This window comes from Kitasatospora sp. NPDC056783 (assembly GCF_042789895.1).
Taxonomy (GTDB): domain Bacteria; phylum Actinomycetota; class Actinomycetes; order Streptomycetales; family Streptomycetaceae; genus Kitasatospora.
In genome coordinates this window covers 1-7,623 of sequence record NZ_JBHUAF010000405.1, presented here as the reverse complement: position 1 = coordinate 7,623, position 7,623 = coordinate 1, and the positions used below count along the sequence as shown (strand labels likewise).

4 protein-coding genes and 1 pseudogene are annotated in these 7,623 nt (G+C 67.3%); 4 read left to right on the top strand and 1 reads right to left on the bottom strand.

Going from position 1 to position 7,623, the window contains the following annotated elements; all coding sequences use genetic code 11:
* A partial coding sequence (locus ACFRMQ_RS35150; RefSeq protein WP_380734860.1) for a transposase occupies positions 1-311 on the bottom strand: 311 nt, incomplete at its 3' end.
* 216 nt (positions 312-527) lie between these two features.
* On the opposite strand from ACFRMQ_RS35150, the gene ACFRMQ_RS35145 reads away from it, so the two are divergent.
* From ACFRMQ_RS35145 to ACFRMQ_RS35130, 4 genes and pseudogenes are all read left to right on the top strand, one after another.
* Positions 528-872, top strand: a complete 345-nt coding sequence (locus ACFRMQ_RS35145; protein WP_380734859.1) for a hypothetical protein — start codon at positions 528-530, stop codon at positions 870-872.
* Between the two features lie 195 nt (positions 873-1,067).
* Positions 1,068-1,334: a hypothetical protein gene (locus ACFRMQ_RS35140; protein ID WP_380734858.1), complete on the top strand. Its 267-nt coding sequence runs from the start codon at positions 1,068-1,070 to the stop codon at positions 1,332-1,334.
* A gap of 380 nt (positions 1,335-1,714) precedes the next feature.
* On the top strand, positions 1,715-6,025 hold the full coding sequence (locus tag ACFRMQ_RS35135) for a GDSL-type esterase/lipase family protein (protein ID WP_380734857.1): 4,311 nt from the start codon (positions 1,715-1,717) through the stop codon (positions 6,023-6,025).
* 440 nt (positions 6,026-6,465) lie between these two features.
* Positions 6,466-7,623: pseudogene (locus ACFRMQ_RS35130) on the top strand (hypothetical protein); the annotation flags it as partial.

The window sequence follows — 7,623 nt, the reverse complement described above, 5'->3', positions numbered from 1 at the left end:
TCAACACGGCGCCTCGTGGCGCACAGCTCCTGGGCGAAAAAAGCCGAGGCGGCCTTGAGGATCTCGCACGAGCGCCGCAGCTCGGCGTTCTCCTTCCGCAGAGCGGCCAGCTCCTCCTTCTCGGCGGTGGTCAGCCGGTCGTCGCGCTCGCCCCGGTCGGCCTCGTCCTGGCGGATCCAGTTCCGCAGGGCCTCGTGGTGCACCCCAAGATCGCGGGCCATCTGCCGGATCACGGGCTTCGGGTCAGCGGAGCGGTACATCTCCACCGCACGCCGGCGCAACTCGGGCGGGTACTTCATCTGAGCAGCCATCACAAAGGCTCCCTTCTCATGACCCATCAGGCCATCTCCGGCAACCTTCCGCACGTCGGGGGAACCTCAGTGACGAACCGGCCGCCTGATCGGGTGGCCGTCGAGCGGGACGTGGTGCGGGGTGGGGCAGCCGACGGCTTGGCGGCGGCCGGATGCTGGAAGAGACGACAGGCCTGGGTTCCGTCCGGCGGATCATGACGTCGTAGGCTGCGGCGCATGCACAGCACGCTGACCGAGCACGCCCGGTGTCTCTACGGAGATGAGTACCGTCCGACACCGGCGTGTGGTCGAGAACACGACGAGAACTACCTCATCGAAGAGCTGACCTTCGCTGATGCGGACGCGATCCTCTCGATGCTGCGCGAGCTTTGCCCGAACGTGGTCGACGGCCGGCTCCCGGTGCGGATTCGCAACCTCGCCTATCGGCTCGTGCTGCTGCAACGGCCGGACCAGCCGGCTCTTCTGCGGGAGGCCGCGCAGAACCTGTGGCTGCACGGTCCGGACTGGGACAACATCGCGGCGGAACTCACGCAGCGTGCCGAAGAGCTGGAAGCTCGCTGACCAACCGGGCTGTCAGGCCTTGAGCCAGTGTTCGTCGCGACGAAGAGACGTCCGGAAGACGCTCGGACCGCAGGGCGAAGGCCGTCGATGCCTCGGCCGGGCCCTGAGACAGGCAGGCCAGGAGCCTGCGGCGGTCAGCCGGCTTTCCCGGGTCACCTGTCCATCGAGCCGATCGCGCTCGGGTGCTCGGGGTCGGTGAAGCGCGCCCTCGCCGCCGAGGCCGCTCTGGAGCGCTTGGCCAACCCGGGCACCGTGCTCGTGAAGGTCGCCGACGAGCTGCGCACCACCATCGCCCGCGCCTTCGGGGACGGCGAGTCCTGGTCCACCACAGCCACCGGTGCCCTCGTGCGCGAACCAGCGGACGGCGTTCTTCCCCGGCGGGTGGCTCTATGCCGGCGCGACACACTCCCGAGCACCTGCCTCGCCGTCGCCGGACTCTCCGACCGCACCACCACCGCCTGAACAAGGCCGCAGCTCAGACCAGCACATCCCCTCCGCAATCACGCACCCGCTTGTTAGCCGAGCGCAGCCGGAACGCAACCGGATCCCGACAGACTGTGGCTCCCGCGATCAAGGAACCACCGGAGCGCCGACGTGTTCAGGCAGGCAGGCAGGACAGGCAGGCAGGGCAAGCAGGCAGGAAGGGCGGGGCCGGATCGGGGGTCCAGACAATTTCGAAAACCTAGGATGACATTCGAATGATCCGTCAAAAATCTTTCATTGTTTCATCTCTGACTCTATGGCGACTCCTGTCACTGAGTCTTGTCGCAGCCTTGATGGGCGGCTTCCTGGTGGGTCTGGCCCAGCCAGCGCATGCGGTTGTTCCCGGAGAGCAGCGGGTGATGACCTGGAACATGGCCCATACGCCGAAGGCCTGGCAGAACGCCTACAACTACGCCCTCAGGTACGACATCGTGGCGTTGCAGGAAATGCCGATGGCCGCGATCTCGGCCGCAAACGTGGTGAACGACGGGGAAATTCTGGTCCCGGGCACCAGCTACCGGATCGAAAGGAAGAGGCTGACTCCCCGGCTGGGCTACCGTTCGGAAATCTACCTCACCTATGTCGAGGACAGTCTCCGGCCGCAGATGTACCGTCTCGGATTCATGACGCACCGTCGGCCGGAAAGCGTGGAAATCGTCGAGTCGCAATTCGTCAATACGCGACCGGGGCTCGTCATCGTCGACGGCACCGGCGCCAGTGCCATGACCTTCGGCTCCATTCACGCGATCTCCCCCGGCGGGGCCAACGGGAGCGAGTTCGTCAACGCGGTCGCAGGGCGGGCGGGAGCCCTGAGTTCGGGGCGATGGGCTGTCCTGGGTGACTACAACCGCGAGCCGGGAACCATGGCCGATCTCCCCGCGAACAGCCTGACGCACTCCACCGCCCCCGATGTCCGGACCTTCCGGACCGGCGGGCGGTACGACTACATGGTCGCCTCACAGCTGTTCAGCGACTGGAACATCGTCGGTCGGGCCGACACCAGTCACGACAGCGACCACTACCCGGTGTTCTTCGGCGGCCTTCAGGCCGGAGCCGATCCGGGAGTTCCGTACTGGCTGACAGGTGGGACCTCGGAGAACTCCGCCTCCTGGACGATCGGCGTCGACCAGGCCCGGCTGGAGGACGACAGCATCGGCGAGGACGCCCCGTTCGTCCTGCAGAACATCCGCGCGAGGAACGGGAGCCAGGTCCTGTCACCGTTCGGAGCGATCGACATCAGCGGGAAGAAGTACTCGCTGCTCCTGCTCGCGAGATCCCTGAAATGTCTCACCATCGCTCCCGACGGCACCGGAAAGATCGTTCACAAGAATTGCCAGACGGGCCAGAAGGAGAGCCAGCTCTGGCGTTTCGACAGTGATTCCGGGCAGTTGGTCAACCCCGAGGGATTCACGATCGCCCCGGAGAATCAGAAATTCGGTTCGGGCCTTCGCGCGGTGTCTCAGGGGGTGACTCCCACCTGGAAGTGGAAGACGAGGCTGTTCAAGGGTTGCCCGCCGTCCTCGGCCGGCAACGTGACGGTGGCCTCGGCGCTGAACGTCTCCGTCCTGTCCGACGGGCAGACGCCCTTCCCCGGCCCGGAGCCCGATCCCTGTACGGCGGTACCGACGGTGGTGTCGATGGGTGACAGCTACATCTCCGGCGAGGCCGGCCGGTGGGCCGGCAACGCGGACGCCTCGGCCGGCGGCTCGGTGTGGGGCACCGACCGCTCCGCCGTGGGCTGCAACGCCGACGAGAGCAGCTGCACCCACGACCTCACGCGGGTGTACGGCGACACCTCCTACGCCGCCAAGCCCGACGCGGCGTGCGACCGGTCGGACTCCGCCGAGATCAACGGTGTGGCGGTGCCCGGCGCGGAGACTGTCGACCGGGTCAACCTGGCCTGTTCCGGGGCGACCACGGCCAGTGTCCTGACCGCCACGTTCAAGGGAGAGCGCCCGCAGGTCGAGCAGCTGCGCGACCTCACCGCCACACGTGACGTCTCCACCGTGGTGCTGTCGATCGGCGGCAACGACCTCCAGTTCTCCGACATCGTGAAGGAGTGCGTCAAGGCCTACCTCGCCCCGGCCGTGAACAACAACGGCTGCCGGGCCGTCAAGCAGGCCGAGTTCGACGCGGCGTTGGGCGCGGTCGAGGAGGACGTGGTCAAGAGCCTGACCGGGATCCGTGACGTCCTGCGCGACGCCGGGCAGTCCGACGACAGCTACCGCATCGTGCTCCAGTCCTACCCGAACCCGCTGCCCAAGAGCTCCGAGTACCGCTATCCGGAGAACTCCCTCAACCCGTTCGAAAAGTACGGGCGTTACACCAAGGGCGGCTGCCCGTTCCTCGACAAGGACAGCGACTGGGCCCGTGACCACGTGATGGCGAACATCACCGCGATGCTGGGCCGGGCCGCCACCCGGACCAACGTCTCCTTCCTGGACCTCCAGGACGCCTTCGCCGGGCACGAACTGTGCTCCGCCTCCGCCCAGTCGGCCACCTCGGCCAACAACTCGACCGCGCCCCTGGACGCCGCACAGGCCGAATGGATCCGCTGGGTCCCCTACCTGATCGACACGGACATCCCGTGGACGGCCCAAGGCCACCAGCAGGAGGCGGTCCACCCCAACTACTTCGGCCAGCAGGCCCTCTCCGCCTGCCTCACCAAGATCCTCGCCGACCCCGACACCGGACCGGTCACCTCACGCTGCACCGGCAGTGCGGGTTCCTCCCCCGGAGGCCTGGACGACACCAGCCAGGTCCTGGCCAAGGGCAACCGCCGCACCGGTCTGGGCGGTGACCTGCCGGACTGGAGCAAGGCCGGCTACCGGGGCGGGCAACGGCTGCCCGGCCCCGCGGAGCGCTCCAACGACCCGCGTTGCAAGATCACTCCCCAGGTCCTGGCCGACCGCTACAACGTGAAGGCCGACGACGGCCAGGACGACACCGCCGGCATCCAGAAGGCCATCGACGACATCCGCACCACCTGCACCCCCAACGCCTCGCCCACCAAGCTCTCCTCGATCGAACTGCCCAAGGGCACCCTGGAGGTCAGCAAGCAACTGGCCGTCGACGCCTCCTACCTCGTCATCCGCGGCCAGGGCACGAAGGCTGACAGCGGCACCAGGATCGTGTTCCGGCCGGACAGCGCGACCCGGTACGACACCCTCTACCAGGGCAGCCGCTGGGACCAGGACACCATGCGCTACGTGTGCCAGGGCACGATCGGCTCCATCACCGGCACCGGCGGCTGGATCTGGCCCGGACGCGGCCTGTTCCGCGTGCAGACCCGCGAGGTGTCGGCCAAGCACCAGCGCATGTGCGGCAACATCTCCGCGATCCCGGAGAACCGCCGGGACCTGTTCGAAGGATCGATCAACCAGCACTGGGAATCGGGCGTCACCCTCGCCGAGAACACCGCCACCCCCGGATACGCCGCACGGGAGGGCGACAGCACCATCCAACTCAACGGCGCCGCCGACATGTCCGTCTTCAAGCCGGGCGGCTACCTGTGGGTCGGGGCGGCCAACAGCATGAAGTTCTACCAGAGCCAGCAGATCGACACCGCCGGGCAGCTGGGCAGCCTGGAGGACCTGCACATGCGCCAGCAGGTCTTCACCATCTCCTCCGTCGACAGCACCCGACGCACCGTCACCATCGACAAGCCGCTGGAGTTCGACGTCCCCGTGAACTCCGTCTCCGACGGCTCCGCGCCCATAACCCCAGGGGGTCCCGCCTACCCCAGCAAGGTCACCCCGCTCAAGATGATCACGGACGTCGGGTTCGAGGACTTCACCTTCACCCAGCAGATGGACGGCCTGACCGCCCAGTGCGTCGACCTGACCCCCAAATGCGCCACCCACAACTACGGCAACCTCGCCCCCGACGCCGCCATGCACGGCATCGTCTTCAAATGGGCCGCCAACAGCTGGGTCCGCGGGATCAGGGGCGAGATGACCGGCTCCCACCCCGTCGTCACCGAGGTCGCCAAGAACCTCCAGATCGAGAACAACTACTTCGACGGCGCCTGGAACAAGGGCAAGGGAGGCAACGGATACCTGCGCGGCTCCCGCGTCTGGGACTCCCTCTACGCCTTCAACACCACCCGTAACCTGCGCCACTTCACCTTCCAGTGGTCCTCCTCCGGGAACGTCGCCTTCGCCAACGACTTCGACTCCGACCTCAACCTGCACGGCGGCTGGGAACGCCGCAACCTCTTCGACAACAACACCGTCCACGTCCCCTACAACCACTCCTCCAGCAACTGCAGCGCCAACTGCGGCGGTGAAGGAGGCGTCGGCGACAAGGGCACCTGGTGGCCGATCTACTGGAGCGCCGGCAACAAGGCCGTCAAGTGGTCCGGCTCCAGCGGCCCCCAGAACGTCTTCTTCAACAACAGCCTGACCAAACAGACCACCAAGAACGGCCCCTACGCGCTCTACCAGCCCTACTCCACCCGCGGCCGTGCCTACCAGTTCGGCTCCGCCGAGGACTCCCCGCGCTCCTTCAAGCACCTCGACTACGGAACCGGCGGCTTGCCGCCCATCGACACCAACCCCATCCAGGACTGGGCCGGCTACGAGAACGGCAGCTTCACCTCAGGACTGGGCGTCAACGACAAGTACCAGGACAGCGGGGACTCCCTCTTCCTGAAGTCCTTCCGACGCTGACCGACACCGATCCGCAACCGAAGGCCGTGCCGCCGTCCGATCAGGCGGCACGGCCTTCGGCCGCCGATGACCACCCCGGCTGAAGGCCTCGGCGCCCCGGACCTGTCGGCAACGGGTAGAAACGAGGTCCTGGATCACTTTCCGTGCCGATATGACTGATCGTCACCGAAGGTGTCGTGACTGACCGGGTGCCGGTCACGCGGCAAGGAGTACGCGCCTGCGCGGGAGATCCAGACCCGCGCGACCGAACATCTGCCGCTTCAGCATCTTGATCCGATTCACCTGCCCCTGCACCGCCCCCGAGCTGAACGGGAGACTCAACCCCGCCACCACCGGCCCAAGATCAGAACCGATCCCGTTCACAGACGACACCAACGATGTGTGACCACTTTCGATGGTCTCCGACTGGGACGGCGCCACGTGCGCGATGATCAATGGCCGTGAACGAGGTGGATGCCGAGGAAGTCCTGTTCCCGGACCTGGACGACCTGGAGATAGCGAACATCGAGATCGGCGGCGATACCGCGACCGTCGCGGCCTGCGCGTGTGCGCCCGAGGCGTTCTGCCCGGACCGCGGCGCTGGATCACGTCGGGTCCACAGCCGCTACGAGCGCCGGTTGGCGGACTCGGCAGTCGGCGCCCGGCAGGTCGTCGTGAAGCGGCAGGTCCGGCGCTTCCATCGCCCCGCGACGTCATGTCCCCGGGCGACATTCGTCGAGCAGGTCGCCGGGCTCACCTTCCGCGGCGGCCGGCGGAGCCTGCGGCTGCGCGCGATCCTGCAGTCGGCGGCGCTGATGCCGGCGGGCCGAGGCCGCGCCCGGATGCCTGATGTCCTCAGCTCGAAGGTCAGCCGCTCGACCCTGCTGCGGCTGATCCGCGCGATGCCCGACCCGCACACGACAACACCACGAGTGCTCGGGGCCGACGACTTCGCCCTGCGCAAAGGACACGTCCACGGCACCGTGCTGATCAACATCGAGCCCCGCCGCCCCGTCGATCTGCTGCCCGACCGCGAGGCCGCCACCCTCGCCCGATGGCTGACCGAGCACCCGGCGTCGAGGTCATCTGCCGCGACCGCGCCACCGGATACGCCGAAGGCGCTCGCCTCGGCGCGCCGAACGCGGTCCAGATCGCTGATCGCCGGCACCTGTTCCACAACCTTGTCGAAGCCGTGGAACGCCGCGTCACCCGGCACTCCGCGGGCTTCGCTGGAAAGGGCTGTGAACGGTCACGTATTTCCCCAGGGCGACGGTCACGTAATTCCCCAGGTCCTGCCCGCTGACATGAACCAGGTCGCGCCCGTGCTGGTTGGCGAGGTCTCTCTGTCAGTCCCACCACAGCACGACAAGCAGGTTCCGCCGGGATGCCTCCTCGTAGAACTCGTGCAGGGCCCTGAAGTGGCCCAGCAGATACTCCGTCGGGCCGCCGATGATCCCCTCGGCCCCGTGGCCGATCAAGGAAGCCGCATTGCTGTGGTCGTTCGACAGGTCCGTCAGGATCGCTTGCATACCGATCTCTCCGAGCAGTGCCGAGACGCGAGCGACCTGGACTGTGGAGAGGGCCGTTGGAACGGGGCCGAAGGGGCCGATGGCATGCGG

Excerpts from the sequence above, each read along its gene's own strand:
- ACFRMQ_RS35145 (WP_380734859.1), top strand. The coding sequence starts at position 528 with ATGCACAGCACGCTGACCGAGCACGCCCGGTGTCTCTACGGAGATGAG.
- ACFRMQ_RS35135 (WP_380734857.1), top strand. The coding sequence starts at position 1,715 with ATGACCTGGAACATGGCCCATACGCCGAAGGCCTGGCAGAACGCCTAC.